The following is a 25,324-nucleotide window of genomic DNA, read 5'->3' as shown; positions in this document are numbered from 1 at the left end:
AGCGCGGAACACACGCCGCGCGCTCGGACCAGCACATGTCTCTGCAGGAGGACTCCCTCATGACTCACCGGCCCTTGACGCTCATGGCCGTGCACGCCCACCCCGACGACGAGGCCACCGGAACCGGAGGAGTCCTCGCACGGTATGCGGCAGAGGGCATCCGCACGGTTCTGGTGACCTGTACCGACGGCGGTTGCGGTGACGGGCCGGGGGGTGCCAAACCAGGGGCTCCGGGGCACGATCCGGCGGCCGTCGCCTCGATGCGCCGGCAGGAACTGGACGCGAGCTGCGCCGTCCTGGAGGTCAGTGACCTCGAGACGCTGGACTACGCCGATTCCGGGATGATGGGCTGGCCGACCAACGACGCCCCCGGATCCTTCTGGCACACCCCCGTGGAGGAGGGCGCCGCCCGGCTCGCGGCCCTCATGCGGCACTACCGGCCCGATGTGGTCGTCACCTATGACGAGAACGGCTTCTACGGTCACCCCGACCACATCCAGGCCCACCGCATCACGATGGCGGCGCTCGAGATGACCACGCTGACGCCGAAGGTGTACTGGACGACGATGCCGCGCTCGGCGATGGAGCGGTTCGGCAAGATCATGCGCGAGTTCGCGGGGGACATGCCGGAACCGGACCCGGCCGAGACCGCCGCGCTGGCCGAGATCGGCCTCCCCGACGACGAGATCACCACGTGGGTGGACACCACCGCGTTCAGCGGTCAGAAGTTCGACGCGCTGGCCGCACACGCCAGTCAGGGCGAGAACATCTTCTTCCTCCGGATGGGCAAGGAGAGGTTCGGCGAGTTGATGGGCATGGAAACCTTCGTACGCGTCCGGGACACCACCGGCGCGGCCGTGCCCGAGAACGATCTCTTCGCCGGCCTGCGCTGACCCGGCGGGGCCGCCGGGCGGGCCGCCGGGCGGGGCCGCCCCTTCCCGGCGGCGGCCCTGCCCCGCCGCTCGGGCAACGGCGGCGGTCGGGGTCCCTCCCCGTCAGGACGGTCCCCGCGTGAAGTGCGCCGCTCACTCCCCGACGAGGCGGCGGGCTTCCGAGAGCAGGCGCAGGAGTTCGGTGCGCGAAGGGTCGTCCGGGGCTGCCGGGGCCGACCGCGGCCCGTAGGCGGTCAGGACGTGCAGGGCGACGGCGGCCTGACGGGCGAAGAGGCCCAGCAGGTCGAGCTCCGGCAGGCCGGAGCGGGCCTGCGGGGACGGATCGAGCACCTCCAGGACGCCGAGGATCCGGTCCCTGCGGATGAGGGGGGCGGCCATCAGCGCGTTCGGGACGTAGCCGGTGGACTCGGCGATGGCCCTGTCGAAGGAGACGCTGTCGTGCAGGTCGTCGACCACCATCGGCTCCCCCGAGGCGGCGACCCATCCGGCGATCCCGCGGCCCGCCGGGAACCGACGGCCCACCAGGAACTCCTGCCCCTGCCCGGAGACGGCCTCGAAGATGAGCTCGTCCGCCGCGGGGTCCAGAAGCATGATGGAACTCGCCTGCGCGCCGAAGATGGCACGCGCGGTGTCCACCACCGACTGCAGGAGCTCCGCCACCACCGGATCCGGCCGGGGTGCTGCGGACACGACAGGGGTGATCGTCTGAGCCATGGGATTTCCCTTCCGGCGCCGGTCGTTACCGGCTTCCGTGGACACGGACGTTGGCTGCGGACAGGTACAGGGCGTTCTTCAGCTGGAACGGCGTCAGCCGGGGGCCGCTCGACAGGATCCGCGCGCAGAGCCCCGCGATGAACGGGGTGGCATAGCTGTTGCCGGAGCTGCGGATCGACGTGCCGCCGAGCCACGCCACCTGGACCTTCTGACCGGGGGCGAAGAACTCCACCGGGGGCTCGGGGTTGTAGAGGTGGAGATCCGGGTCGTCCTCCTGGTGGCTGCCGACCGAGATCACCGAGGAGAAGCGCCAGGGAAAGCTCTCCACGCGCGTGTTGTGCGCAGCGGCGACGATCACGGTCTGCTGGAAGTACGCCTCGTCGGCCAGCCGGCGCAGCTCGCCCACGAAGCGGTCGTGGGTGGTGGACAGGCTCAGGTTCACCACGTCGAACCGCTGGCGCACGGCCCACCGGATGCCTTCGAGCAGGACGTCCCCGCTGCCGGAGAAGCGGTCGCCGAGCACCCGGATGCTCGACAGCTCGCAGTCCGGCGCGGTGCGCCGGATGATGCCGGCGCAGGCGGTGCCGTGACCGCAGGCGTCTCCCTCCTCCGTCTCCTCGACGTGGACCCCGTCGTCGTCCTTGAACACGCGCCATGACCGGTCGACCGGGCCGACCATCGGGTGGTCCCGTTCGACCCCCGAATCGACCACGCAGACGCGTACGCCGCGTCCGGTGCCTCCGAGGAGGCCGCTCTCGGGCGGGTCGGGCGGACCGTCGGCCTCGATGGGTACGTCCGCGGGGCCCCGCCCTCGTAGGGCCCAGGTGAGTGCGGACGCCGGGGGCTGCGCGGTGGTCATCGTGGTGCTTCCTTTCCGGCTCCGCCGACGCGTCCGACGGTGCGGCCGTGCCCGGGCGGGCGGCCGTGGCAGCGGGAGACCACGGCCTCTGCCTGGCGTACGGCGGGCAGGTGGCCCTTCCCCGCGAAGCGCCGGCGGGCGCGCGCCGCCGCCGCGGCCGCGTCGGCCGGGCGCCCCAGTTCGAGGGCGGTACGGGCGAGGTCGAGGGCGGCGGTGCCCTGGACGACGGGCGAGTCGGTGCGGGCGGCGGAGGCGAGCGCCCTGGCGGCCAGCCGGGTGGCGGTCTTGGCCAGCCCCCGGGCGGCGGCGATCCGGGCGCGCAGGCCGTCGAGGTCCGCCGACTCGGCGCGCGGGCGCGGCGGTTGCGCCCGCTCCCCCTCCAGTTCGGCGAGGACGCCGCGGGCGGTGCGCCAGTCGCCCAGGTCCAGCCGGATGCGGGCGGTGTCCCGCAGGGCACTGCGCAGCAACGCCGTGGCGCCCAGGTCCCGCGCGGCGGTGGCGGCCCGCTCCAGGCTCAGGAGCGCCTCCTCCCGGCGGCCGGTCAGGTCGGCCACGGTCGCGGTGAAGATCGGCAGGAAGGCGTCGGCCTCGGCGTAGCCGAGCCTCTTCGCGAGGTGCTCCGCCTCCGCGAGGCAGGCCAGGGCCCCGTCGCGGTCGTCGTGGAGGGCCAGCACCACGGCCAGCGGGCAGTTGAGCGTCAGCCGGACGGCCCGGCGGCCGGCCCCCTGGTCGGCGAGGAGCTCGCGGCAACGGGACACGGCGTCCGCGACCGGTTGGGGGCCGCGCCAGAGCGAGACCCCCATGGCTCCGAGGGCCGCGGCCCGCTCCGGCTCGGCGTCGGCTCGTACGGCGTGGTCCAGCGCGCAGGCGAGCAGGCGCTCCGCCGTACGGTGCCGGCCATGTTCCTGGGCGCGCTGGGCCAGCCGCAGGCAGGCCCTGGCCTGGCCGAGGTCGTCACCGGCCGCCGCGAAGACCGGCAGCGTGGCGTCGGCGGCCTCCGCCGGTGACTCGTCCGGCCCCGCGGACCGGCCGACCGAGGCCAGGGCGAGGCGGGCGTGCGCGGTCTCCACCGCCTCCCCGCCGCCGGCCAGGGCCTCGGCCAGCACCTCTTCGAGCAGCGCCCGGCCTTCCGGGCCGCGCCCCAGGTCCAGCAGCGTCTGGCCGAGCCGCCGGCGTGTCGCCGTACTTCCCGGCTCGCCCGCCAGGTACCGGGCCGTGGCACGGGACAGCACGTCGGCCGCCCACACGGGGTCGGCGTGGGCCAGCGCCAGCCGCCCGGCCTCGGCGAGCGCGTCGGCGGCGCGCCGGCGCAGCCCGTCGGTGTGCGCGTCCTGGGCGCCCAGCTCGACCCGGTAGCGGTACGCCTGTTCCAGATGGCCCCCGACCGCCGCGCTGCCCCGCTGACGGACCGAGTCCAGTCGGGCCGCCCGTTCGTGCTGGTCGGCCCGGTTCTGCTTGGACTGGCTGGCGTAGACGACCTCCTGGATCAGTCCTCCGGCGAAGCGGAACGCTCCGCCGTCCGGCCGGATCAGGCGGTGCCGGACCAGCCGGTGCAGCAGGGGCCGGAGTTCGGGCCCGGTCCACGAAGGTGCGGGATGTCCGGCGAGCGCCGTCAGTTCGTCGGCGGTGAAGTCGCCGCCCAGGACGGACGCGAGGCCCAGCGCCCGGTGCTCGGGCGGGTCGAGCGCGTCGATCCGGGCGCCGATCAGGGCCTGGAGGGGGAGCGGGACACTGTCCGCGTCGACCGGGTTGCCCGTGGCCAGCAGCTGTTCCAGGTGCAGCGGGTTTCCGCCCACCCGTGCCAGGACCCGGGGGCCGAGCGGCTCACCGTGCACCGTGCCCCCGGTCAGCTCGGCCGCGAGGAGTTGTGCCTCGGCGTCGGAGAGCCCGCCGAGCGGCACGGCGTCCAGGGCCAGTTCGGCCCGTGCGTCGAAGAGTTGGGGGCGGGTGAGCACAATGACGAGGACGGCCGCGTCGGTGAGTGCCCGCAGCAGCCGGTCGAGGGCGTCGAAGAGCGGCTGCGCGGCCCAGTGGCAGTCGTCGATCACCAGCACCACGGGCTCCGTTTCGGAGAGCCCGGCGAGCAGCCTGGCGAGCGCGGCGCAGGTGTCCTCCGGCGACGGGTGGGGAGTCCCGTTCAGAAGCAGGCCCTGGCGGAGCAGGTCCAGTTCGGGCGACGGTACGGGTGTGCCGCCGCGCCTCAGCAGGTCGGCCACGGCGTCGGCGAGCGGTCCGAGGCTGGGCTGTTCGCCCCGGGACCGGCAGCGCCCGACGCCGTGACGGGGGCCGCCGGCCGCGGTCTTGACCGCGGCCCGGTGGAGCCATTCCCGCACGAGTCTGGTCTTGCCCTGGCCCGCCTCCCCGCCGACCACCAGGCGACCGGCCCGGCGGGTCCGCACCACACGGTCCAACGCGGCTTCGATCAGGGCCAGTTCGTGGGTCCGGCCGACGAAGGCGAGGTCGAAGCGGCGCAGCGCCTCCGGGCCCTCCTCCTCGTCCAGGCCGAGCAGCCGGTGCGCGGCGACCCGGTCGCTCTTGCCCTTGAGCAGCAGCCGGCCTCTCTCCGTCGTCCGGACGCCCGGTCCGGCAGCGGCCAGGGTGTCCGCTCCGATGAGGATCTCCCCGGCGGCGGCGTTCTGTTCCAGGCGCGCGGCGACGTTGACCACCTCGCCGGAGACCATCGCCTGCCGAAGGGTTGCCGAACCCGTGACCGCCTGACCGGTGTTGAGGCCGATGCGCATCTCCAGCCGTACGCCGACGCCCTGCTCCAGCCGGTCGTTGAACTCGGCGAGTGCCTCCCGCATGGCCAGGGCGGCGGCAAGCGCGCGCCGGGCGTCGTCCTCCCGCACGGTCGGCACGCCGAAGACGGCCATCACGGCGTCCCCGATGAACTTCTCCACGGTGCCGCCCTGCTCCTCGATCCGCAGTCTCATCAGGTCGAACCAGCGGAGCGTGACCGAGCGCAGGGTTTCGGCGTCCAGTGCTCCGGAGAGCGCGGTGGAACCCACCAGGTCGCAGAAGAGGACGGTCACGACCTTGCGGCCGGTCGGCTTGGCCGTGACCGGCCCGGGGGCGCACGGGCTGCCGCAGAAGGGACAGAACCGGGCGTCGGGCGGCAGTTCGCTCCGGCACGAGGCGCAAGGCATGGATTCCTCCGGTGGACGCGGGACCGCGGCGCGGCCGGGGTCAGAAGAGAGCGCCGCCCGCCACGTCGGCATGGGCCTGGACCTCGGGAGCCGCCGCGTCGAGCCGCCCCCTGATGTCGACCAGCAGAGCCAGTTCTTCAGGGGCCAGGGCACGCAGGACCTCGTACTGCTCCTCGCTGAGGGCGTCGAGGTCGAACCCCGCGGCGGTCAGCGCCTCCAGGGTGGGCTCGGACGGGGCATCGCCGGACGGGGCGTCCTCGTACGGCACGGTGTCCTCGGTCACGGGTGTCCTCCGGGGTCGGCGGCGAGGGAGAGGAAGAGGCGGGTGAGCAGGTGGGCCGTGTGCAGCGCGCTGACGGAGACGGCGGTCTGCTGTGCCGCGGTCGGCGCGAGTGCGTCGAGCACCCGGTGAAGGTCGTCGAGGTGGCCGCCGTCGAGTTCGGCGTGTTCCCTGAGGGTGCGGAACGCGCCGTCGGGGAGCCCGGTGGTCTCGATGAGGCGGTCGGCGAGCCGGGGCCCGGGGGGGTTGCCCTCCAGCACCGCCATGTACCCGAGCAGCGTGACGGGGTGCTCGTGCTCGATCCGGTAGTACTGCGCCCCGGCGAGTTCGACGACGACGGGGGGCGGCACGGCGGCCGGCCCTGCACCGGCGGCTGCGAGGTCGTCGAGCAGCCAGGCGTCGTGGTCGCGCTCTTCCTCGGCGTGGCGTGTGCAATAGGCCGCGAGGCTCCGCGCGGCCGGGTCGTCCAGCTCGGCGCACCGCTCGGCGGCCCGCTCCAGCAACGGCACCGAGGCCCGTACGAGTGGATGCATGGCTGCCAGGTAGCGCAGGTACCGCTGCCGCAGTCCTTCCGGTCGCCACAGGAGGGCGGTCGCGGCCCTCAGGGCGGTGGTGGTGGGCGCGAGCTTGGTCCTGAGCGCGAAGGATGCGGTCGCGGTCATCGACTGCTCCCCTCCTCGGCGGGAAGGGACTCGACCAGGTGCGCGTAGCGGGCGCACCCCATGCGGCGTACCAGGGCGGCGGGTCCGTCGGCGAGCTGCTGTTCCGTGCTGAGCCGGTCGAGGAGTTCGCCGACACGGCCGCCGGCGTCGCGGGCCGCGCCCGCGAGCGCGTCGGGGCGGTCGGCGAGTGCGTGGCAGCTGCGGCAGTAGCCGTCCGGGGGCGGCGAGGTCTCGTAGCGGGCGTGCAGCCGCCGGGGGCCGACGGCGCGCAGCATCCGCAGCACCGGGGAGCCGAGGGATCGTTCGCGGACGGCCGGCCAGTCGTCGTCGGCGATGTGTCCGAGCCGCAGGTGCGGGGGGACGGGACGGCGGTCCACCGTCCACTGGTTGCAGCAGGCGGCCACGGTCCCGTCGAAGGCGATCACGGGCCATGCCGCGAGGGTGCACGGCGTCGCCCGGGAGCCGTCCGGTCCGGCAGGTGTCGCCCGGACCAGGCCCGCGGCGCGGCCGAGCGGCCGGACCTCGTTGACGAGCAGGGGCACCCGGCCGGCGAAGACGCGGCGGACGTCCGCGACGGCGTCCGCCAGATACGGGTCGTCGGGTCCGGTACCGGTGAGGTGGACGCTGACGGGAATCCCTGCGTCGAGCACGGCCCGCAGGGCGCGCAGCACCTCCGTACGGGGAACCTCGCGCTCGTGGTGGACGTCCAGGCTCGCCGAGAAGTGGTCGAGGGCCGTGATCGCCCGCATGATCCGGTCCGGGACGCGCCCGTCACGGGCGAAGAACATTCCGCTGAGCAGCGCCACGCGGGAGCCCGCGGCGCGGGCGAGACCGGCCAGGCGGGTGGCCAGTTCCGGGAGCAGCAACGGTTCGCCGCCGGTCAGCATGACCACCTCGGGGCGGTCCTGCGTACCGAACGAACCGATGAAGCGCAGCAGGTGTTCCGGGTCGGGCTGCTCGGAGACCGCCATGGAGGAGCTGGTGGAGCAGTGCGCGCAGCTCATGGGGCAGCGGCGGGTGAGCGCCACCAGCAGGCCGCCACAGGGCACCGGTCGCAGGCCGATGAGCTCCGCCAGTTCCACGTCTCCCCCTCTGTACTCGTGCCGCGCGCTCGTGCCGCGCGCGGACCATGCCCCGGATCGTGCCGGTGCGCGGCCAACTACCGGTTCACGAACGCCTGGTGATCGGTTGGTCCGCAGGTCGGGACGGCCGGACGCCGGTGCGCGGCGGCGCGTGCGACAGGGCGGGGCGGGGCGCACCGCGGGGTTCGGGGGCCGTACTGCGTCCGTGTGCTCGGCGTATACCGGCGCCGAACCGGTGGCCAGGCGTTCCCGTACCGGGCGTCCGTAACTTCCTTCTCAGCCGGCGGAACGACGCCGACAACCAAAGGAGAAGAACATGAGCGAGAACATCACCCCCGAGACCGAGAACGAGGACATCGAGGTCGTCGCCCACCGCGAGGACGAAGAGGCCGAGGCCGGCTGCATCGTCAACCACTCCGCGGAGATGTGATCACTCCTCCTCGAGCCTGAGCACCGCGCGGGCCGCCCGGCTCTGGCAGATCCTGCCCAGAGCCGGGGGCCCGCGGCCACCCTGGCACCGGAGCAGCGCCACGCCGTAGGGAGCGGCACCTCATGAAGATCCTTCTCTGCCCGCTCAGTGACGGCGGCTACCTCCATCCGGCGATCGCGGCCGGCCGGGAACTACGGCGCCGCGGCCATCACGTCAGCGTGCTGGGCCGGTCCACCGCGGCGTCCGTCGCCGCCGATGCCGGACTGCCGTTCGCGGCGGCGGAGGACTTCGGCGGCCACCGGGCGTTTTCCGCCACGTGGTGGGGGCCGACCGGCGCGGCGCAGTACCGGGCGACGCTGCGCGTGGCCAAGGAGACGGGGGCCGACCTGCTGGTCACCTCCGTACTGTGCAACGGCGCCCTGCTCGCCGCCGAGGCACTGGACATCCCGGTGGTGGTGGTCGGGCTCTCGGTGCACCTGTGGGACTACCGGGCCGGCGGGGACGACGAGCCGCATCTGGGGCGGACGCGGCAGAGCCGGACCCACGACTGCCTGCGGATCCACGCCGATGTCCGGGGGGAGGTCGGTCTGGCGGGACGGGCCTCACGGTGGGGGGACGAGCCGCTGCTGGGCGACGCGTTGCTGCTGCGGGGGGATCCGGAGCTGGAGTATCCGGGTGCGCGGCTGCCCGAGCGGGTCCGGCACGTGGGGCCCCTGTCCTGGGAACCGGCGCCCGACCCGGCGGAGGTCGAGGCGATCGGGGACCATCTGGCGCGCAACGGCAAGCCCGTCGTCTACGTCCATCTCGGCCGCTTCTTCGAGGGCAGGAGCCTGTGGCCGCGGCTCAACGAGGCCTTCACCGGTGGCCGGTTCCAGGCCGTGGTCGAGCAGGGCCGTTCGACCGACCCGCGGCCCGCCGCGGAGGCCGACATCCTGCTGGTCCGCAAACGATGGATGGGCCCGCTCGTCGACCGCGCCGGGCTCGTGCTGAGCAGCGGCACCTCCGCGCCCGTGCTGGCCGCGCTCCTGCGCGGCCGGCCCCTCGCGCTGTCACCCAACGGCTCCGAGCAGCCCCTGCTCACCGGCGCCTGCCTGCGGGCCGGCGTGGCCGTGCACTTCCCGAACAACCCGGCCGTGGAGGCCTCGGCGCTGCTGGAGTCCGCGTGGCGGGACGACGGTCTGCGGGCCCGTGCCCACGCACTCGGCGGCAGGCTGGCCGCCACCGACAGTGCGGCACGCGCGGCCGACATCGCCGAGCGGGTGGCCGGCGCGTCCGCCGCTCCCACGGCCGGCGCACCCCCCGCCTTCCCGGCCCAGGCCGTCTGTTGAGGAGAACCATGAGTACGCGATCAGTGGGCATGGACGAGGCCGCGGCCGGCCTGTCGGCGGGCGCGCGGCGGTGGATGGGGCTGCACGCGGCGTACCTCGACTCCCCGGCCGCGCACGCCGAACTGCCGGTGACCCCACGGGTGAAGGCCCTCCTGCAGCTCGCGATGCTCCGCCGCTACTGGGAGAAGTGCGCACCCTCGGACCCCGCCCTGGCCGAGGTGACCAAGGTGGTCGAACACGTCTGGCAGCGGCCCGACTTCCCGCAGCTCCTCACCCTCGACGACAGGTACGCACGGCAGTTCGAGCTGATGTACGCGGCACTGGCACCGGCCGGCGCCGCCGCCGACGCGCCCCGTGCCGTGCTGGCCCGGCTCTCTGCCGGCAACTACCTGACGCCGGGCCGCAAGCCGCCGTTCCTGCATCTCGAGGCCAGGTTCTACGCCGATCTCGCGGGCGCCCCGCACGGGTTCGCCCCGTACGAGGAGCTGTACGAGGCGAGTCCGCTCCCCCGCGCCGCCACACTGGCCGTGGCCGACCTGGACGGCTGCCAGGTTGCGCACACCCTTCTCTACCTGAGCGACTTCGGCCTGCGCGATCCGCTCCTTCCCGAGGGGGAACGGGCGCGGGCGCTGCGCGTGGTGGAAAGGCTGACGGACCACTGCGTGGCGCTCGGCGACTGGGACGTCGCGGCGAAGCTGCTGCTCGCCCAGTACTGCCTGGGCGCGGATCCGCTGCGCACCCCCTCCGGCGCGGCCGCCCTGCGAATGCTCGCCGCGGCCCAGGCCCCCGACGGAGCGATCCCCGGACGCTCCGCCACCGAGCGGCTCCCGGCGGACGCCACGCCCGTCGAATACTTCCGCAAGTCCTACAAAGTGACCCTCGTCGTGGCGCTGGTGACGCTGATCGTCACCGGCGGCCGGACCGACGACCCCGCCCTGACAGCGGCAACGGCAACGGCAATACGGGAGACCCTGTGAGCATCGACCAAGCGGTGAATATCGGCCTGCCCGTGAAACTGAGCCCGGCCGCCCCGCCCGCACCCCTCCCCTTTGGCGCCCGTCTCCTGAAGGGCGAGCGGAACTGGTGGTTCCTGGGCCCGGGCGGGGTGGCCCGTCTCCGCGACCACCACGTCTCCGCCGACGGAGCCCTGCGCCCCGACGCGGAGCAGCGGCTGCACGAGAGCGGGATGTTCACCCCCGGCCGGATCAGCGCCTATTCGCTGACCGTCCTCACCAGCACGCACTGCAACCTGGGCTGCGGCTACTGCTTCCAGAACACCGCCCAGGACCAGTTGGGCGGCAGCCGGCCGCCCCGGATCGCCCAGACCCGCCTCACCTCGAAGACCATCACCGAGATCCTCGGCTTCACCGAGCGGCACATGGCCGCCGTCGGCCTGGAGAAGCTCAGGATCCTGCTCTTCGGCGGAGAACCCCTGCTCAATCCGCGGGGCTGCCTGGAACTGCTGGAACGGGCCGCGGGGATCGCGCCGACCTCGGCCTGGATGATCTCCAACGCGACGCTGCTCACCCCGTCCCTCGCCCGTCGGCTCGCGGACCTCGGACTGACGTCCGTCCAGGTCACCTTCGACGGCGACCGCGCCGACCACGACCGGATCCGGGTCGGCCGGGCGGACGGCGGCGCCACCTTCGACAAGATCGTCGGCAATATCGCCAAGGCCTCCGAGGGCACCGCGCTCCAGTGGACGCTGCGGGTGAACGTCTCCCAGGAGACCTTCCACGGCGTGGACGCCCTGGTCGACCGGCTCGCCGCCGCGCTCGACCCCGCCCGGTGCACGCTGTACTTCGCCCGCATCGGCGACGTGGGGGTCGGCTACGCCAACAGCCTGCTGCACACGGGCGAACTCCCGGCCGCCTTCGCCAGGTGGCAGCGCCGGGCCTTGGACCTGGGCTTCACCGTGAGCCGCCCCGGCGCCCGCAAGTCCTGTGCCACCTGCGGTCACACCGACGGCCGCTACGGCGCGGTGGTCAGCGCGGACGGCACCCTGGCCAGCTGCTGGGAGACCGCGGGCAAACCCGACTGGGAGGTCGGCACGGTCGCCGACGGCTACCTGCCGGGCGCGAAGACCCGCGACCGCTGGATCGGCTGCCAGGACCTCTACCGCTACGACGAGGACGCGCGGACGCTCGCGAGGTTCGGCGACGACGTCGACACGGCCCTGCTGGACTACCTGGACGAGACGGGGCGCCTGTAGCCATGTCCTCACCCCTGGAGCGGCTCTGCGCCGGCGCTCTCGGCTGGCTGGGCGGGAACCTGGACCACTTCGACCCGTTCTCGGCGAGCGCCCGGTCGGCGACCCACGGCAAAGCGAAGGCGGCGCTGGAACTGGCCCTCCTCTGCCACTGTGCGGCCCGCCTGGCGGACCCCCCGGAGGCGCTGGGCGAGGCCGGGTCCCTGGTCCGGGGGCTCTGGCAGGACCCGGATTTCCCGCGGCTGTTCGCCGACGTCCCCAAGCACGCCTCCGCATACGGGCTGATCTACGCCGCGCTGGCCCCCGCCGCGATCGACACCGCCCAGGTCCGGGCGACGCTCGCCGGGCTCGACCCCGGGTTCCTCACACCGCTCGGGAAGTCCCCGTACCAGCGCATCGAGATCCGTCACTACGCGGACAAGGCCGGGGTCCGCCACACCGTCGAGCCGTACGCCGAGCTCCTGCCGCACAGCCCGCTCGTCGCGTTCCGTGCGGCCGGGCCCCAGGAGGCGGCGGCGCAGGACGGGGCGCCGCTCACCGGCCCGCAGGCGTACGCCGTGACACACACCGCCTTCTACCTCGGCGACTTCGGCCGGACCGCCCCCGGGCTGGGCGAGGACGCCCTCGCGCACGCCGGGGACCTGGTCGACCGGTTGCTGCGCCACTGCGTCCGGCGCGAGCAGTGGGACCTGGCCGCGGAGCTGGTCCTCACCCGGTTCATTCTGGGGAGCGAACCGCTGGACACGCCCTCGGGAGCCGCCGCAGTGGAGTGCCTGGTCCGGGCCCAGCGGCCCGACGGGGCGATCCCGGGGCGGTCGGCGGCGCTCGCGGCGCACCCGTCGGCCCCGGGCGGTGAGTTCTTCCGGAAGGCCTACCACACGACCCTGGTCACCGCCCTCATGGCTCTGATCGTCTCGTCGCCGAGGCCGTCATGAGACCGCGGCTGACCCTGATCAACCGGGACTACACCCGGCTCTGGATCGGCCAGGCCGTCTCGTCCGTCGGGGACGCCGTCTTCAGCACGACGCTGGTGCTGTGGGTGGCCACCGTGCTGGCGAAGGACGAGTCGTGGGCGCCGCTGGCGGTCAGCGGGATCGTGATGGCGTCGGGTGTAGCCGTGCTGGCCATCGGTCCGCTCGCCGGCGTGTTCGTCGACCGCTGGGACAAGCGCGCCACGATGCTGCGCACCGAGGTGCTCCGCGGCGGCCTGGTGGCCGTGCTGGCGGCCGTCACCTTCCTGCCGGCCGGTACCCTCCCGAGCGGTGTCTGGCTGGCCCTGATCTACGCGACCGTGCTCCTGCTCCACGCGGCCGGCCAGTTCTTCTCCCCCGCGCGCTTCGCGGTCCTCGCGGACCTGGTGACCGGGGACGCCGACCGCGCCCGGGCGGCCGGCATCGGGCAGGCGACCGCCGAGACGGCCTGGATCGTCGGGCCGCCGCTCGCCGCACCGCTGCTGTTCACCGCCGGGCTGCAGTGGGCCCTGCTCCTCAACGGCCTCACGTACGCCGTGTCCTACGTCGCGATCCGTTCCATCGGCGTACGCGCTCCCGGCGCGGGCCCGGCCCGGCCGGGCGAGGCGCAGAAGCCCGCCGAGCGCAGGAAGGGCGCGCTGCGACGGGAGTTCATGGACGGGCTGCGCTTCTTCGCGGGCAGCCGGTTCCTGGTGGCGCTGCTCCTGCTCGCCGTCATAGGCCAGTTCGGGGTCGGGACCCTGGGCACCCTCAACGTCTTCTTCGCCACCGACAACCTCCACGCGGACGCCCACCTCTACGGATACCTCGGCATGGCCATGGGTGCGGGTGGCATCGTGGGAGCGCTGTGCGGGGGCCGGATGGTGCAGTGGCTCGGGGCGCGGCGGACCACCTGGACCGGCCTGCTGGTGAGCGGTGTGCTGCTGGTCGCCTACTCCCGGCAGACCGGCTTCCTGGGCGGTGTCGCCCTGCTCTTCGTCTTCACCGTTCCGCTCACCATGCTGAACACCGCGATGTCACCGCTGCTGCTCGCGGCGGCGCCCCCGGAGTACCGGGGCCGGGTGATGGCCGTGTTCTATCCGGTGACCCGGCTCGCGTCAATGCTCTCCGCGGCCCTCTCCGGCTGGCTCGCCGGATCCGTGCTGCATGACGTCGGGGGCTCGCTCGGCGGGCTCCGGTTCGGCCCCGTCGACACGATCATCGCCGCGTCGGGGCTGATCGTCGTCCTGGCCGGTTTCTTCGCGATGGCGGCCCTGCCCGGCAGGCAGGGCTCGTCGCACGACGATTCCCGGCCGAGGACCGGACCGCAGACACGGCCGCAGACCCCACCGAAGTCCCGGCAGAAGACCCGTCCGTTCGCGCACGGACGCCTGACACGAAGGAGGACGGACATGCCCGACACCGGTACGGCGGACCCTGGGCCGACGGAGCGCGAGGACATCGAGGTCGTCGCCCACAACGACGACGAGGAGCTCTCCGCCTGCGTCATCAACCGGTCCAACGACCTCTGACCCACCGACGGATGAGGGAGCAACGAGTGAGCCCGGAGCCCCGCCGCTACCCGCACGCGGAGCGGCAGGACGTCGTCGAGGAACTGCACGGTCTGCGCGTTCCCGACCCGTACCGCCCGCTGGAGGACGCCGAGTCCCCCGCGACACTCCGGTGGGGCGCGGAGCAGGACGCGCTCTACGAGGCGCAACGGGCGTCCTGGACGGACCTGGAGCACTGGAGGGCGGAGGTGGCGGCGATCGACGCCGTGGACCGCGCCCGGGCTCCCGAGGTCCGCGGCGGCCGGGTCTTCTGGCTGCGGCAGGACGCCGGTCAGGAGCATCCGGTACTCATGGTGGCGGAGGCCGGGGCGGACACGCCGGAGCGGGTGCTGCTGGACCCCAGTGCCCTCGACCCGTCCGGACGCACCGTGCTCGACGCCTGGGAGCCCTCCGTGGAGGGCGACCTGCTGGCCTTCCAGGTGTCCCGGAACGGCACGGAGGACTCGGTGCTCCAGGTGCTCGACGTGGCCACCGGGAGGATCGTCGACGGGCCGGTGGACCGGGTGCGGAGGTCGTCGATCGGCTGGCTGCCCGGCGGTGAGGCGTACTACTACGTCCGCAACCTCGCCCCTGCGCTGCACCCCGGCGAGGGGCGCTACCACCGCCGGGTGTGGCTCCACCGGGTCGGCACGGACCCCGCGGCGGACGCCCTGGTCTTCGGCGAGGGCCGGGACAGGACCCAGTTCTACAGCGTCAGCGTGACCGCGGACGGCCGCTGGCTCGGCGTCACTGCCACGCTCGGCACCGGCCGCGGCACCGATCTGTACCTGGCCGACCTGTCGCAGGGGCCGCTGGAGCGGCCGGAGCTGCGGCCCGTCCAGGAGGGCATGGACGCCGCCACCCGCCTGCACGCGGTGCCGGGCACGGGCCCGCGGGACCTGGTGTGGCTGCGCACCGACCGCGACGCCGCCCGCGGACGCGTCGTCGCGTGCCGGCCGGCGGAACTCCACCTGGGCCCCGGCGCCTGGCGCGAGGTGATCCCCGAACGGCCCGACGCGGTGCTCACCCACCTCGTCGTACTGTCCGGCCCGGAGCTGAAGCACCCGCTCGGCCTGGCCGCCTGGACCCGCGACACGGTTGCCGAGGTGACCGTGCACGATCTGGTCGAGGGCCGGCAGACCGCCACGGTTCCGCTGCCCGGCACCGGAGCGGTCGGCGACTTCTCGGCCGGAGCGCCCGGCGGTCACGAGGCCTACTTCGCCTACACCGACTTCGTCACACCGCCGCGGGTGCTGCGCTTCGACGCCCGGACCGGTCGGGCGACGCGCTGGGAGCGCGACGCCCCGGACGCCCCGGGCGTCGGCGGCGCGGTCACCCGCCAGGTCGCCTTCCCCTCGCGGGACGGCACGACGGTGCGCATGTTCGTGATCTCCCCCAGCGGCCGTCCGGACGTGCCGCGCCCCGCGCTGCTCACCGGCTACGGCGGCTTCGGCAAGACGATGTCCCCCCGGTACCGCGCCCAGGTCCTCGCCTGGGTCAGGGCCGGTGGGGTGTTCGCCTGGGCGGGCCTGCGCGGCGGCGGCGAGGAGGGCGATGCCTGGCACCGGGCGGGAAGCGGGCGGAACAAGCAGAACACCTTCGACGACTTCGCCGCGGCCGGCGACTGCCTGCTCGCGGAGGGCTGGACCGAGCCGGGCCGCCTCACGATCATGGGCGGCTCCAACGGCGGGCTGCTGGTGGGCGCCGCGCTCACCCAGCAACCGGGGAAGTACGCCGCCGTGGTGTGCATGGCCCCCCTGCTGGACATGGTCCGCTACGAACGGTCCGGCCTCGGGCCGAGCTGGACGCCCGAGTACGGCAGCGCGCAGGATCCTGCCCTGCTGCCGACGCTCTTCGGCTACTCCCCCTATCACCGGGTCACGCCCGGGACCGCCTACCCGGCGGTGCTGCTGGTGGCCGCGGACGGCGACACCCGGACCGATCCGCTGCACGCCCGCAAGATGTGCGCCGCCCTCCAGCACGCCTCTCGTGGCACCGGTCCGGTGCTGCTGCGGCTGGAGCGCGGCGTCGGTCACGGCGACCGGTCCGCGTCCCGCGGGGTGGCGCTGCAGGCCGAGTGCCTCGCCTTCCTCGCGGAACAGGTGGGGCTCCCCGCCCCGGGAGGGCCCGGCCCGGCGACCCCGTGACACGCCTGCTTCGGTCGCCCGACGTGGGCGGCCGGAGCGGGCCGCGGGGCGCCGCTCAGCCCGAGACCGGCACGGGGATCCCGAGCCCCGAGCCGCGCACGTACATCCGTATCAGGTGCGGCAGTTCGTACTGCGCCGCGTGCGCGGTCACCTCACCGCAGGGCGAAGTCACCATTCCGGCGTCGATGAGCGCCTCCACCTTCCGTACGGCGTGCCGCTCGTCGCAGCCGAGGGCCTCGGCCGCCTCGGTCAGGCCGAAGGGACCCTCCCCGGTGCCGGCGGCCAGCCGTCCCGTGTCCCGGCCCCATTCCTCCGGCAGCGCCTCCCAGCCGTGGGCCAGCCACCGCCGGACGGACACGTCCCCGGAGGCCAGTTCGTCCAGCGCCCCCGCGGGGTCGGTGAGCCGGTCCGCGAACTCCCGCAGCGGCACGTGGCGGAGCACCGCGAGGCGCATCCCGCTCACCCGGACCGCCAGGGGCGAGCCGCCGCAGGCGCGCACGATGCGCAGGGCGGCCTCCCGGTCGGCCCGCACCCGGCTCCGGCCGACGAGCCCGGCGAGCAGTTGCATCGACTCGGCGGTGCCGAGCGGTGGGACGCAGATCCGGTGCACGGGCGCGAGACCGCCCAGCTGGCCGCGCGCGGTGAGCAGCATCCTGCCCCGCCCGCCGCACGGGAGCAGCGGTCGTACGGCGCGTTCGTCGGGCACGTCGTCCAGGATCACCAGCACGCGGTGCTCCGCAAGCCACTCCCGCCACGCCTCGGGCCCGGACAGCCCGATCCGGCCGGTCCGTTCGCCGAGCTCCGCGAGCACCGTCGGCAGCGGGCGGGTACGGCCGTCCTCGTCACGCAGGGAGACGCAGAGCCGCCCGTCGGGGAACCGGTCGCCCAGCAGATGGGCGGCCCGCACGGCGAGCGCGGTCTTGCCGGCCCCGGCAGGGCCGGACAGCAGTACGGTGCGGCCGGCACCGTCTGCCTCCAAGAGGTCCGTGAGAGCCCCCAGTTCCTCGCCGTGTCCGGTGAAGTCGACGAGGTCGGGCGGCAGGGCCGTCGATGGCCCTGCCGCCGATGACACAGCGGCCGGCGGCCGGGCGGCCCCGCCCGCCCCGGACCGGCCGTCACCCGCGAGGATCATCCGGTACCGGGCCGTCATCGCGCCGCCCGGATCCAGGCCCAGTTCCCGGGCGAGGAGCTGCCGGTAGTCGTCGTACGCCGCGAGCGCCTCGGCCTGCCTGCCCGACCCGCTCAGCGCGCACATCCAGGCGGACCGGAGCCGCTCCCGGAGCGGGTGCCGCTCCACCAGGTCGCGCAGCCCCTCGACCACCGCCGCCGCGCCGCCCAGCTCCAGCTCCGCCTCCGCCCAGCTCTCGTAGGCGCTCAGGTGGTGCAGCTCCAGCCGCTCGGCCTCCTCCGTCAGCCGGGGCGACTGCCGCAGATCGTCGCCCAGCGGTGGCCCCTGCCACAGGTCGAGGGCCTGGCGCAGCAGTCGGGCGGCCGTGCGGGGCTCCTGCCCCTCGGCGGCCCGCACCAGGGAGCGGAACCTCAGGAGGTCGAGCTCGTCCTCCGCCACGCGCAGCACGTAGCCGCCTCCTGTGTGGGCGAGCCGCGGCCGGTCGCGGTCGTCATCCGCGAGCAGCGCGCGCAGGGCGCTGACGTACACCTGGAGGTTCTTGCGGGCGGTGCGCGGGGGCTCGTCCTGCCAGACCGCGTCGGTCAACGCGTCGACGGTCACCGGGCTGTTGGCCGAGCCGAGCAGGGTTGCCAGCACGACCCGCTGCTTCAACGGGCCGAGGGGCAGCGTCCGGTCGTCCCGGTGGACCGTGAGCGGGCCGAGGACGGAGAACCTGAGCAGGCCGGGTGGCACTGCGGTCTGCGCTGACGGACTCGGCATCGAGCGGACCTCCGTAGGGGTACGGGAGTGGGTCGGTCCCCTCGATGATCCACGGCGCGTACCCGTCACACATCGGGGCCGGGCCCGTACAGTCGTGCCGCCCGTGACGGTGTCATGGGGGACCGGGCCCCCATAAAGTCGGGGGCGTCCCCCATCCCGGCGGCGCAGGGTGTCGCAGAGCACCGGGGGCGGGGATCTTCACTGCAGGGGTGGGGTGTTGAGGGCCGGACGCCCTTCAGACATCCGCGTGCTCCGCCGACAGGGCGCACAGGGCCGAGCGGTCCGCGGAGCCGGTCTTGGTCATCAGGCTCGCCATGTGCTTCTCCACCGTACGGGGCGAGATGGACAGGCTCTGGGCGATCTGCTGGTTGCCGGGCCGCTGTGCGAGCAGCACGAACACCTCGTACTCGCGCGGCGTTACGCCCGCGGTGCGCAGAGCCGCGGGGATCCGCTCCCGGCCGCCCCGGCGCTGCGGGACGCTGGCCCCCGCCTGCCGCAGGACGGCCCGGCAGGCCCCGGCCAGCGGGGGTACGCCCGCCTCGTGGAAGTACTCCTCGGCGGTCCGCAGCCAGGCGACCGGCTCACCCCAGGAATCGGCGAGCGCCGCCTCTGCGGTCAGACGCAGGGCGAGGTGCCACGCCTGCGGAAACACCGTGGCCGCACGGCCGGCCCGCTCCACGGCGCGTTGCGCACCGGCCGCGTCGCCGTCCCGGCCACGCAGCACCGCGTCGGCCATGCCGAGGAACATCCTGTTCCAGGCCAGCTGCCCGCCCGGCGAGGCCAGCGCCTCCCGGTACGCCTCACGGCCGCCCTCCTCGCCGTCGAGGATCCGTAACAGGGGTCCGAGGCCGTACCGGCCGCTGAGGTAGAAGAAGCTCGGGTGCTCCCGCTCCCACGCCAGCGCCGCGTCGAGCTCGGTCCTCGCCCGCTCCCGGTCCTCCCCCATCAGCGCGCCCATGGCCTGGCACAGTCCGCGCTGCAGGGGAACGAGCATGGACTCCTCCCCACCTGCCCGGCGGAAGCGGGCCAGGGCTCTTTCCTGATCGCGGGCCCGCCCCTGGTGGGCGGCGAGCGTGGCGTCGACGAGCAACAGGTAGCGGTGGGTCGACAGGTTCTGGAGTCGGGCGCTGGCCTCCACCGACCGCTCGACGATCCCCCGGGCCCGGTCCCATCGTCCGCCCAGCACGCTCTGCATGGCGAGCAACCCGTCGACGGCCTGGAGCAGGGCCAGCGAACCGAGTTCGTGAGCCGCCGTACGGGCGGTCTCCAGACGGGTCGCCCCACCGGTCCGCATGAACGCGTTGGTGCCCAGCCGCACCAGCGCCTCGGCCCGGTACACCGCGAGCCGGTGCTCCTCGGCGACCGCCAGCATCCGTTCCAGGCAGGCGTCGGCCTCGTCGAACCCGCGTTCCCGGGACAGCATGGCCAGCAGCTGCCACGCCTGGCAGGCCACCACGGGCCGGCCGCGTTCTTCCGCCGTGAGCGCGGCGCTTCGGGCGGAACGTTCCGCCTGCTCCAGCCGCTCACGATCGCCCTCGCCGCCCCGGTCCACCGGGCCGCGCCCCTCGCCCCGGCCGTCCCGCTCCGGCAGCAGCGCGAGGTGGCCCTCGACCACCGCGAGCGCCGCCTCCTGCTCCGGGCGCGGGGCGATCCCCAGCACGGCGCGGGCCGCCCGGATCCGGCGGCGCGCCTCGTCCTGCTGCTCCGCCATGGTGGCGACCCACGCGACCTGCGTGTGCGCCTGGGCCCGTTCCTCCGCGGCACGCGATCCGATGGGCGCCGGCGCAAGATCGTCGAGCAGGGCGGCCGCCTCGTCGAGCCGCCCGGACTCGGCCTGGGCGATCGCCAGCTGCACCGTGACCTCATCCCGCTCCTCGTCGGCCGCGAGCCCCCGGGCGCGCTCCAGCAGCACGGCGGCCGAGCCGGACGCACCGGCGTCCAGCATCTGCCGGCCGACCTGGGCGAACTGCCGGGACGCGGCCACCTTGTCGCCCGCCGCCAGCCGCAGGGTGGCCACCAACTGACGATGATCGCCCGGCAGTTCGGCGGCGCAATCCTCGATGGCGGAGGCCGCGCGCCGGGCCAGCGCGGCCTGCTCGGCGGGCGGCAGCGAGGCCCTGAGCGCGTCCGCCGTCAGAACGTGACGGAAAGTGTAGTGGTCGTGGGCGGCCCCGTCCGGGGCGATGATCCCCACCTCGGAGGCCGACCGGAGATGGGCGAACAGCGCCCGGTCGTCGAGTCCGGTCACCGCCCTGAGAGCCCCGACGGAGAACCGGCCGCCGAGCGTCGCCGCGACGAGCAATAACTCGCGCACCGGTTCGTCGAGCCGGTCCAGCCGGCGCGCCCAACTGCGGACCGCGCCCGTCGGTACCGTCGCCTCGCCGTCCTCCTCGAGCCGCCACCCGCCGTCGGCCCTGCTCAGCCGTCCCGTGTCCAGCAGGTCGGCGAGGAGCACCTCCACCAGGTACGGGTTCCCGCACGCCCACTGCGCGAGGTGCCGATGCACGGCCGGGGGCACCTCACCCGGTCCGACGTCCAGACACGCGGCCGCCATGTCCCGTACGGCGGCTTCGTCCAGCGGCCCCATCTCACCCAACGAGGCGGTGTTGCGCAGCTCGGCGGCGAGCGCGAGGTCCAGTGCGGGGCCGGGGTCGGGCCGGAGCGTGCCGACCAGGAGGACCGGCAGTTCCGCCACGTTGTCGACGACGTATTCGACGACCGCGATCGTCTCGGTGTCGGAGTCGTGCAGGTCCTCCAGAAGGATCACGCAGCCCCGCTCGCGGCCGAGCACCGCCAGTAACCTGAGCAGCGCCTCGGCCAGTTCGACCAGTGAGATCGCATATCCGGGCGCCACCGCGTCGGCCCGCCACTCCGGTACGAGGCCGGCCAACGCGGGCCGGTAGGGCTGGAGTTCGGGATCGTCCGGAGCACCCGCCGCCCGGAACCGGGAGGACAGCGCCTCGACCAGGGGCCGGAAGGGCACGACGAGCCCGGTGGACGTGGCACGGCCGCGCAGCACCGGCATGTCCCGGTCGTACGCGCGCAGGGCGCACTCGCCGGCCAGCCGGGACTTGCCGATCCCCGCCTCCCCGACGAGGAACACCGCCCGTCCGGCACCTTTCCTGACGCTCTCCAGGGCCTCGTCCAGCAGCCGGATCTCGGCGTCCCGCCCCACGATGACCGACGACGTCGCTCGCATGGGCGCAGGCTACTTGATCTTTTTCACGCACGGCAGAGGGCCGGGGGACCCCCCGGCCTCCGCTCGATCAGTCAAGACGTCATCCCGGCCAGATCACCGGTCGACGTTCCCGTCCTCCCTTCAGAACAGCGTGAGGGATCCGGTGGTGAAGGGCATGTCCAGGGAGGCGGCGGTGTCGGAGTCCGACGTCCTGAGCAGGCGGCTGCGCAGTCCCAGCGTCCCGCTCGCCCCGAACGTCACCTCGCCCAACGGGTGGTCGTGGGCGGCGGTCTCCGCGCCGGCGCTGCTGTCGACGTACCTCACCGAGTCGTTGATCTGCATGGTCGTCGTCCGTTCCTCGTAGCCGCAGGAGTGGTGGTCGTGCTGAGCTGTGCGGTGGTGCGGTGTGTCGGGTGGTGCGGTGTGTCGGGTGGTGCGGTGTGTCGGGTCGTGCGGTGTGTCGGGTCGTGCGGTCGGGTGCTTCGTGGGGGGGCATCGCAGGCGGCGGCCCTGCATGATGCCGGGTGCGCGGTCCGCCCGGGGCCGTCTCTTCCGGATCTTGCTCCCCCGGCTACCGCTGGGAGGTGCCCCCGGGCCCGCGCTCGGCCGACAAGATCCGGAAGAGACGGCCTAGCCGGCTGCATTCAGGAGGAGCGCGGACGGCACGCGCTCCGGGAACCCCGCCCGGAGGAGTCCGTGCCCGATCCCCGCCAGCCCGGTCAGCAGGCCGGGATGCGGAACCCCGTCCGGGGCGCCGCTGCGGGCACCGGTCTCCTCGACGGATGCGAGGAGTGCTCCGGCCCGACGGATCCAGTGCGCACGCAGCTCCGGGACCGCGCTGTGGCCCAGGAGTTCGCACAGTCCGGCCTCGCCGTGGCAGAGGCTGTCGTCGGGAGCCGGCCTGTCCCTGCCCAGCCCTTCGGCGGCCCTGCGGGACCAGGCCGCGAGGTGCGGGTCGTCCAGGGCACCCGGCGCGTCCAGCACCGCGAGCGCGATGCCGGCGCGCCCCCGGCACCAGGCCGAGGCGCGGGCTCCGGGCGGGGGCCCGTCGGCGGGAACCCGCAGGGAGGATCCCCCGCGGCCGCCCGGCCCCCGGGCTCCGTCGGGCTCTCCGGCCACGGCGGCCCGCAGCGCGGACAGGCCCGCGAGCCGGTAGCGCTCGCTGCCCTCGGCCGCCCCGACCCCGGAGCCCCGGGTGGCCGCGTTCCCGACCCCGGCCTCGACCCCGGCACCGGCTTCGGCCTCGGTCTCGGCTGCCTCGGCGAACCGCAGCAGGGCCCAGCCGAGCCCGGCGGCCCCCGTCGTGAAGCCCCGCCCGCCGGCCGTGGGGTCGGCGACCAGCAACCGGTCCGCGCAGGCCCGCGCGTTCCTCCGGGTCTCCTGCCCCTCCGCACCGGCAGCGGCTCCCGAGCCACTGCCGGAGCCGTCCCGGTGCGCCGCCAGCAGCGCGACGAGCCCGCCCGCGACACCCGCGCCGACCCCGTGCTCCCCCTCGGAGAGAGCCGCCGCGCCGGCCAGCCGCAGCATCGCGGACGCCCATGAGCCGACCTCCGGATCGTCCAGCAGCCGTGCCGTCCCGGCGAGCGCGTACGCGATGCCGCCGAGGCCCGAGAAGGCCCCCGAGCCCACCGCGCGGAGGTCCGCGGGCCGGCCGCTCAGCGCGTCGAGCAGCTTCGGCACCGGCGCCAGGGCCGTACGGGCCACCTCCGCGTAGTGTCCGGCCCCGGTGAGCGCCGCCAATTCGGCCAGAAACAGTGCCGTCCCGGTGTACCCGCCTGCCAGGTCGGCCGGCATCGGGCCGATCCGCCAGTAACGGTCGTCCAGGAGCTCCAGGCCGATCCAGTTGCTGCGCGGTCCTTCGCGGTACGCGAGGGAGACCAGCCGGTCCCCGACGGAACGGGCCGCCGACAGCAGCCGCTCCGGCTCCGGGGCGCGCTCCGCCGTACGGCTGCGCCGGTCCCGGACGGGCCGGTGCACGGGCGCGCGGGAGGCCGTCGCCATCGCGGCCCGCACGATCCACTCCTGGTCCTGGCGGTCGACCGTGTCCAGGGCGGCGAGCCGCGCGGCGACCCGGGCGATCCCGGTCCGGTCCGTACGGCCGGCCAGGGCCCGCTCCGGCGCGCCCCACAGGCGGTCCCGGCCCGGACGGGCGGTGAACAGCGGTACGTCCCCCGCCCAGAGCTGGGCGATCTCCTCGTCCACCAGGTCGGGCGCGAGGACCGTCCCGAGCACGTCGGTCCGCAGGGTCTCCAGAACCCGCTGCCGCTCGCCCGCGTCCTTGAGCAGATCGGGGTGCGTCGACTCGTCGAGCAGCGTGCTGTACACCCAGGTGGGACGGACCAGCACCCGCACTTCGTCCTCGGCGAACGCCTTCAACAGGGCAGTCTCGTGCAACAGTTCCTCCCTGGCCGCGGCGATGGCCGTGTACCCGGCGCGGAATCCGGCGCAGAGCGCCTCGATGTGGGCCGCCGGCTCGACGGGCCCGCCGCCCGCAAGACGTGGCCGGTTGGCGGACTCGCCGAACCTCCCGGCCCTGCGCACCAGCCGCATCCGGTCGGTACCGGCCTCGGCCCAGTCCGCCCGGAGGACGGGCGACGCCGCTTGGAGACCGCCGCCCACCGCGGACACGTCCAGGGCGCTGTCGTCGCCCACCAGCAGTTGGGGCAGCAGCCCGACGCGGTACACCGACTCGTGGAGTGCGCGGGCGGCGGGGTCCTCCGTGGCGGTGGCCGTCGTCGGCGGGTGGAACAGCGTCTCGACGTCGATCAGCACGGGGTGGGCGCCGACGGCGATCAGGTTCTCGTGGTGCAGGTCGGTCCCGTCGATCAGGTGCAGCAGCGCCAGCAGCGCGCCCTGGCGCCGGTAGAACGTCTCGACCTCCTCGGCAGAGGCGCAGGGCGCCGAGCCGACGAACTCCACCCACCCGTAGTCACCCCGGTCGAGCAGCCGCAGCGTACGGAGGTCCACGGAGTCGGGCAGGCCGTTGAACCAGGCGACGAGGTCGTTGAAGTGGCCGTGCACGGAAAGGGGCCGTGGCTTGTACACCAGCCGGGTCCCGTCGGCGAAGCGCAGCAGCATCACGCTCCGCCCGCCGCGGTGACCGTCGCCGGCCCCCGGCTCGACACCAACGACCAGCCCCGGGTCCCCGCCGGACTCCAGGAGACCGGCGGTCAGTCGGGCGTGGTCGTCCGCCAGCCGCTCCAGCGCCTCCGCGACGGCGTCCGCCGCATCCAGCGCAGCCCGCCCCAGGATCCGCGCCAGCACCGGGCGGCCGGCCAGCAGGGCCGTCAGGCCGCTCCGGGACGCGACTCGCCCCAGAAAGTCCCGGAACCGGGCCCGCGTGTCGTCCCCGTCGAGCCGCCCGGCGCTCCGCGCCTCGTACAGCTCCAGCACCAGCGTCCGCGCCGCTGCCCGTGCCAGCCTGCCGCTGAGGTGCCTCTCCAGGTCGTCCCGCACGGCCGTCATGTCCACGAGCCTGCGGGCCCGTTCCGACACGCCCCGCTCCAGCCGCTCCCCCGCGCAGACGGTGAAGGGCCGCAGCACCCACTCGAAACCGCTCAGCCCCGGACGGCTCCCCTCGGGCGCCACGGTCTCCTCGTTCCCCTCGGGCGCCACGGTCTCCTCGTTCGCCACGTTCCCCTCGGGGGCCGCGGCCTCCTCGGGGGCCACGGCCTCCTCCGGCGCGACCGCCGACGCCTCCTCGGCGAACACGGCCCAGTCCGGCCGCCCTTCACCCCCGCCACCACCGACGAGACCGGCCTCCCACCACCGCTCGACCGCCGACAGCTCAACCCCGGCCCGCCCCTGCCCAGCCACCCGTGCCCCTCCCCGAGCCCGTCCCCAGCGCTCCGCGCCACGCCCGATCCTGGTACGAGGGGTGCCTCCCCCACATGGGGAAGAGACCCCCATGTTTTCTCCACCAGGCCTCGAGCACCCGCGCCCTGCGGCGAAACGGTGGGATACCGGATACCAGTCGCATGCCGTCGCCGAACCGTTCCCATACCTGCC

At 74.5% G+C, this 25,324-nt stretch carries 17 protein-coding genes; 7 read left to right on the top strand and 10 right to left on the bottom strand.

Going from position 1 to position 25,324, the window contains the following annotated elements; all coding sequences use genetic code 11:
* The first annotated feature begins 59 nt into the window (after positions 1 to 59).
* Positions 60 to 893 (top strand): PIG-L family deacetylase, encoded by an 834-nt coding sequence (locus OG444_RS35295; protein WP_327265925.1) that lies wholly within the window; start codon positions 60 to 62, stop codon positions 891 to 893.
* Between the two features lie 132 nt (positions 894 to 1,025).
* On the opposite strand, the gene OG444_RS35290 is transcribed toward OG444_RS35295, so the two are convergent.
* From OG444_RS35290 to OG444_RS35265, 6 genes are read right to left on the bottom strand one after another with little or no spacing between them, the layout of a single operon-like run.
* Positions 1,026 to 1,607: a GAF domain-containing protein gene (locus OG444_RS35290; RefSeq protein ID WP_327265924.1), complete on the bottom strand. Its 582-nt coding sequence runs from the start codon at positions 1,605 to 1,607 to the stop codon at positions 1,026 to 1,028.
* A 25-nt stretch (positions 1,608 to 1,632) separates the two neighbouring features.
* On the bottom strand, positions 1,633 to 2,466 hold the full coding sequence (locus tag OG444_RS35285) for a S8 family peptidase (RefSeq protein WP_327265923.1): 834 nt from the start codon (positions 2,464 to 2,466) through the stop codon (positions 1,633 to 1,635).
* Positions 2,463 to 5,612 (bottom strand): adenylate/guanylate cyclase domain-containing protein, encoded by a 3,150-nt coding sequence (locus OG444_RS35280; protein WP_327265922.1) that lies wholly within the window; start codon positions 5,610 to 5,612, stop codon positions 2,463 to 2,465. The genes OG444_RS35285 and OG444_RS35280 overlap by 4 nt, the downstream gene beginning before the upstream one ends.
* Positions 5,613 to 5,652: 40 nt before the next feature.
* Positions 5,653 to 5,880 carry an aroma-sacti cluster domain-containing protein gene (locus OG444_RS35275; RefSeq protein ID WP_401275469.1) on the bottom strand — a complete coding sequence of 76 codons (228 nt, stop codon included), beginning with the start codon at positions 5,878 to 5,880 and terminating at the stop codon, positions 5,653 to 5,655.
* An 11-nt stretch (positions 5,881 to 5,891) separates the two neighbouring features.
* Positions 5,892 to 6,554, bottom strand: coding sequence for an iron-containing redox enzyme family protein (locus OG444_RS35270; protein ID WP_327265921.1), 663 nt, complete (start codon positions 6,552 to 6,554; stop codon positions 5,892 to 5,894).
* Entirely contained in the window at positions 6,551 to 7,636 is a 1,086-nt protein-coding gene (locus OG444_RS35265; RefSeq protein WP_327265920.1) for a radical SAM protein, read from the bottom strand. The genes OG444_RS35270 and OG444_RS35265 overlap by 4 nt, the downstream gene beginning before the upstream one ends.
* Positions 7,637 to 8,188: 552 nt before the next feature.
* Here OG444_RS35265 and OG444_RS35260 point away from each other — a divergent pair.
* From OG444_RS35260 to OG444_RS35235, 6 genes are read left to right on the top strand one after another with little or no spacing between them, the layout of a single operon-like run.
* Complete coding sequence (locus OG444_RS35260) at positions 8,189 to 9,394, top strand: glycosyltransferase (protein ID WP_327265919.1); 1,206 nt, start codon at positions 8,189 to 8,191, stop codon at positions 9,392 to 9,394.
* Positions 9,395 to 9,402: 8 nt separating this feature from the next.
* Positions 9,403 to 10,371 carry a DUF6895 family protein gene (locus OG444_RS35255; RefSeq protein ID WP_327265918.1) on the top strand — a complete coding sequence of 323 codons (969 nt, stop codon included), beginning with the start codon at positions 9,403 to 9,405 and terminating at the stop codon, positions 10,369 to 10,371.
* A 38-nt stretch (positions 10,372 to 10,409) separates the two neighbouring features.
* Positions 10,410 to 11,606: a radical SAM protein gene (locus OG444_RS35250; RefSeq protein WP_327267030.1), complete on the top strand. Its 1,197-nt coding sequence runs from the start codon at positions 10,410 to 10,412 to the stop codon at positions 11,604 to 11,606.
* A 2-nt stretch (positions 11,607 to 11,608) separates the two neighbouring features.
* Positions 11,609 to 12,538 (top strand): DUF6895 family protein, encoded by a 930-nt coding sequence (locus OG444_RS35245; protein ID WP_327265917.1) that lies wholly within the window; start codon positions 11,609 to 11,611, stop codon positions 12,536 to 12,538.
* On the top strand, positions 12,535 to 14,085 hold the full coding sequence (locus OG444_RS35240) for an MFS transporter (protein WP_327265916.1): 1,551 nt from the start codon (positions 12,535 to 12,537) through the stop codon (positions 14,083 to 14,085). The genes OG444_RS35245 and OG444_RS35240 overlap by 4 nt, the downstream gene beginning before the upstream one ends.
* 26 nt (positions 14,086 to 14,111) lie before the next feature.
* Positions 14,112 to 16,250: a prolyl oligopeptidase family serine peptidase gene (locus OG444_RS35235; protein ID WP_327265915.1), complete on the top strand. Its 2,139-nt coding sequence runs from the start codon at positions 14,112 to 14,114 to the stop codon at positions 16,248 to 16,250.
* Positions 16,251 to 16,305: 55 nt separating this feature from the next.
* On the opposite strand, the gene OG444_RS35230 is transcribed toward OG444_RS35235, so the two are convergent.
* The 4 genes from OG444_RS35230 to OG444_RS35215 form a co-directional block, all read right to left on the bottom strand.
* Positions 16,306 to 18,138, bottom strand: a complete 1,833-nt coding sequence (locus tag OG444_RS35230; protein WP_327265914.1) for an AfsR/SARP family transcriptional regulator — start codon at positions 18,136 to 18,138, stop codon at positions 16,306 to 16,308.
* 235 nt (positions 18,139 to 18,373) lie between these two features.
* Positions 18,374 to 21,337, bottom strand: a complete 2,964-nt coding sequence (locus OG444_RS35225) for a helix-turn-helix transcriptional regulator (protein WP_327265913.1) — start codon at positions 21,335 to 21,337, stop codon at positions 18,374 to 18,376.
* A 120-nt stretch (positions 21,338 to 21,457) separates the two neighbouring features.
* A complete protein-coding gene (locus tag OG444_RS35220; protein WP_327265912.1) occupies positions 21,458 to 21,658 on the bottom strand; it encodes a hypothetical protein in 201 nt (66 codons plus the stop codon).
* 288 nt (positions 21,659 to 21,946) lie between these two features.
* The gene (locus tag OG444_RS35215) at positions 21,947 to 25,225 is read right to left on the bottom strand and encodes a type 2 lanthipeptide synthetase LanM family protein (RefSeq protein ID WP_442810702.1); all 3,279 of its coding nucleotides are present in this window, start codon (positions 25,223 to 25,225) and stop codon (positions 21,947 to 21,949) included.
* Positions 25,226 to 25,324 lie beyond the last annotated feature (99 nt).

This window comes from Streptomyces sp. NBC_01232 (assembly GCF_035989885.1).
Classification (GTDB): Bacteria; Actinomycetota; Actinomycetes; order Streptomycetales; family Streptomycetaceae; genus Streptomyces.
The sequence above is the reverse complement of the archived record's forward strand: the minus strand, read 5'-3'. Positions and strand labels throughout refer to the sequence as shown.

What these genes read in the sequence shown, in the direction of transcription:
- OG444_RS35290 (WP_327265924.1), bottom strand. Translation starts at nt 1,607, where the DNA reads ATGGCTCAGACGATCACCCCTGTCGTGTCCGCAGCACCCCGGCCGGAT.
- OG444_RS35245 (WP_327265917.1), top strand. Translation starts at nt 11,609, where the DNA reads ATGTCCTCACCCCTGGAGCGGCTCTGCGCCGGCGCTCTCGGCTGGCTG.
- OG444_RS35270 (WP_327265921.1), bottom strand. Translation starts at nt 6,554, where the DNA reads ATGACCGCGACCGCATCCTTCGCGCTCAGGACCAAGCTCGCGCCCACC.
- OG444_RS35285 (WP_327265923.1), bottom strand. Translation starts at nt 2,466, where the DNA reads ATGACCACCGCGCAGCCCCCGGCGTCCGCACTCACCTGGGCCCTACGA.
- OG444_RS35225 (WP_327265913.1), bottom strand. Translation starts at nt 21,337, where the DNA reads ATGCGAGCGACGTCGTCGGTCATCGTGGGGCGGGACGCCGAGATCCGG.
- OG444_RS35240 (WP_327265916.1), top strand. Translation starts at nt 12,535, where the DNA reads ATGAGACCGCGGCTGACCCTGATCAACCGGGACTACACCCGGCTCTGG.
- OG444_RS35255 (WP_327265918.1), top strand. Translation starts at nt 9,403, where the DNA reads ATGAGTACGCGATCAGTGGGCATGGACGAGGCCGCGGCCGGCCTGTCG.
- OG444_RS35220 (WP_327265912.1), bottom strand. Translation starts at nt 21,658, where the DNA reads ATGCAGATCAACGACTCGGTGAGGTACGTCGACAGCAGCGCCGGCGCG.
- OG444_RS35215 (WP_442810702.1), bottom strand. Translation starts at nt 25,225, where the DNA reads ATGGGGGTCTCTTCCCCATGTGGGGGAGGCACCCCTCGTACCAGGATC.
- OG444_RS35280 (WP_327265922.1), bottom strand. Translation starts at nt 5,612, where the DNA reads ATGCCTTGCGCCTCGTGCCGGAGCGAACTGCCGCCCGACGCCCGGTTC.
- OG444_RS35295 (WP_327265925.1), top strand. Translation starts at nt 60, where the DNA reads ATGACTCACCGGCCCTTGACGCTCATGGCCGTGCACGCCCACCCCGAC.
- OG444_RS35260 (WP_327265919.1), top strand. Translation starts at nt 8,189, where the DNA reads ATGAAGATCCTTCTCTGCCCGCTCAGTGACGGCGGCTACCTCCATCCG.
- OG444_RS35230 (WP_327265914.1), bottom strand. Translation starts at nt 18,138, where the DNA reads ATGCCGAGTCCGTCAGCGCAGACCGCAGTGCCACCCGGCCTGCTCAGG.